General features: G+C 54.1%; 3 protein-coding genes. 1 reads left to right on the forward strand and 2 read right to left on the reverse strand.

Annotated features, from left to right (window positions below; genetic code table 11):
* Nucleotides 1-93: 93 nt before the first annotated feature.
* Entirely contained in the window at nt 94-765 is a 672-nt protein-coding gene (gene purQ / locus AC0QHF_RS23270; protein ID WP_324706643.1) for a phosphoribosylformylglycinamidine synthase subunit PurQ, read from the reverse strand.
* 238 nt (nt 766-1,003) lie between these two features.
* Nucleotides 1,004-1,300: a phosphoribosylformylglycinamidine synthase subunit PurS gene (gene purS / locus AC0QHF_RS23275; RefSeq protein ID WP_324706645.1), complete on the reverse strand. Its 297-nt coding sequence runs from the start codon at nt 1,298-1,300 to the stop codon at nt 1,004-1,006.
* A gap of 169 nt (nt 1,301-1,469) precedes the next feature.
* Between purS and AC0QHF_RS23280 the strand changes: the two genes are divergently transcribed.
* Nucleotides 1,470-1,916 (forward strand): DUF2267 domain-containing protein, encoded by a 447-nt coding sequence (locus AC0QHF_RS23280; RefSeq protein ID WP_324706644.1) that lies wholly within the window; start codon nt 1,470-1,472, stop codon nt 1,914-1,916.
* The last annotated feature ends 314 nt before the right edge of the window (nt 1,917-2,230 follow it).

A 2,230-nucleotide genomic window follows, 5' to 3' on the forward strand; every position in this document is an offset into this window, starting at 1 on the left:
CGACTCAAAGCCCCCAGTATTGGGGGTTTGGGGGCCAGACAATTTTACAAATGGTTTCCGATTGCTATAGGTGGGGATGAAGAAACCATATAATTAAACAGCCGCCAACTCCTTCAACAACCCCTCAAACAATCTGATCCCGTCAGTATTTCCCAGCATCGGATCGGACGCCCGTTCCGGGTGCGGCATCATCCCCAAAACCGTCCCCTGGCGGTTACAAATTCCGGCGATATTGTTGAGGGAACCGTTGGGATTATCTCCCGCATAGCGGAAAACCACCTGATTGTTATCCTCCAATTCCGCCAGCGTATCCGCGTCGGCGTAATAACAACCTTCCCCGTGGGCGATGGGAAGAGTAATTGTTTCGTTGGGGGAGTAATTTTGCGTCCAGGGAGTGTTAGTGTTCGTCACCGTCAGCGGAACGCGATCGCAAATAAAATGCAAATCCCGATTTCGCACCAAGGCCCCCGGCAGCAGTCCGGCTTCCGTCAACACCTGGAAACCGTTGCAAATCCCGATCGCCAACTTTCCGGCGTTGACGTGCTCCACCGTCGCCCTCATAATGGGGGAAAACCGGGCGATCGCACCACAGCGGAGATAGTCGCCGTAGCTAAACCCCCCCGGAATCACCACCACATCGATATCCGAAAGATCCGTATCTTGATGCCACACCATGCGGGTGGGTTGGTTCAACAATCCCTGCGTCACCCAAGCCACATCGCGATCGCAGTTGGAACCGGGAAAAACGAGAACGCCAAATTTCATATCGCAGTGTGAAATAATTCGTGAAAATTTAATCCATTTGAAGCCCCCAGAATTGGGGGTTTGGGGGCCTGGGAAGCCCCCAGAATTGGGGGTTTGGGGGCCTGGTAAGCCCCCAGAATTGGGGGTTTGGGGGCCTGGGAAGCCCCCAGAATTGGGGGTTTGGGGGCCATTTCTCAAAGCCCCCAGAATTGGGGGTTTGGGGGCCTGGTAAGCCCCCAGAATTGGGGGTTTGGGGGCCTTAACTCGCCGCAGTCGTTGCAGTTTCCGATACCGGAGTCAAGTCGAACCGGTAGGTTTCGATCACCGGGTTGGCGAGGATGCGATCGCAAATTTCGTCCAACTCTCGCTTCGCCTCCTCCTCATTCTCCGCCGTCAGCGTCGCTTCAATATACTTGCCGATCCGGATCTGTTCCACATTTTCATATCCCATCTGCCGGACGCCCGACCGAACCGCCGTTCCCGCCGGGTCCAACACCGAGGGACGAAGGGTGACGTAGATTTTAGCCTGAAATGTTTGTGCCACGGCACTACCTATCCTACCGAACTGACATCCCCCATTATCCCCCACGCCTCGATTTTCCGGAACTTCGGGGGGCGAGAATTTCTAGCAATTTTTACAAAATTCCGCAAGGGACTTGCAACAAATCTTAACAATGCGTTACACTACGTTACAGATAGAAAAGCAAACGAGAGATAAACTTTATATGACAGTTGCTACAACCGCATCCTTTTTAGAGCAGATCCAAATCAAAACCGGACTCGACGATATTTATGATGCCCGGGACCTCTCGGAGGTCGTCTTCCGCACCATGCGGGACCTGATGACCAAAGAAGCAAGCGATCGCATCGCCACCGACCTGGCCAACTCCACCTACCTCTCCGACGCGGAACGCCCGGAAATCATCGCCCTCTGGAAAGACACCAATCCCCTGGTGCGCCTCCTGAGCCGGATGCGTTCCCCCTTTGTCATCGAAGACGATACCTTTATCTTCCGGGTGGAACAGGAAGGCACGATGCCCAAAAACATGGACGGCATCACGGTGGTCGGCGTCGTCTTCTCGACCCTGAAAAAAGCCCTCTCCGCCGCCAGCATTCGAGAAATCGGTCAAACCCTGCCCGGTCAAATTCGCGTCATGTGGCAAAACGCCTAGCTTTCACCCGTGTCACAAAATCTTCATGAGGCTGACACAAGTCTGTAACAAGGGGCGAGTATTCTAAAAACAGTAAGCAAGTTTAGTTGCTCGCTCCTCACACCATCATATCTGGACTATCCACCGCCACCGCGTCGGTGGATTTTTTTTTGGCAATTCCCCAGCAGGGGAGGCATGGGGGCAGGGAGGCGGAGGAGGCAGAGGGGGCAGAGGGGGCATCTTACATCAGATTCGTACAACCTCCCCAATCATCTTTAGATGATTTGAGCTGGTAGGGGCGCAAGGCTTGCGCCCTCGGGAATTGATTCCCAAGC

This window comes from Lyngbya sp. CCY1209 (assembly GCF_055795065.1).

Coding starts and splice junctions, on each gene's coding strand:
- purQ (WP_324706643.1), bottom strand. CDS start 765: ATGAAATTTGGCGTTCTCGTTTTTCCCGGTTCCAACTGCGATCGCGAT.
- AC0QHF_RS23280 (WP_324706644.1), top strand. CDS start 1,470: ATGACAGTTGCTACAACCGCATCCTTTTTAGAGCAGATCCAAATCAAA.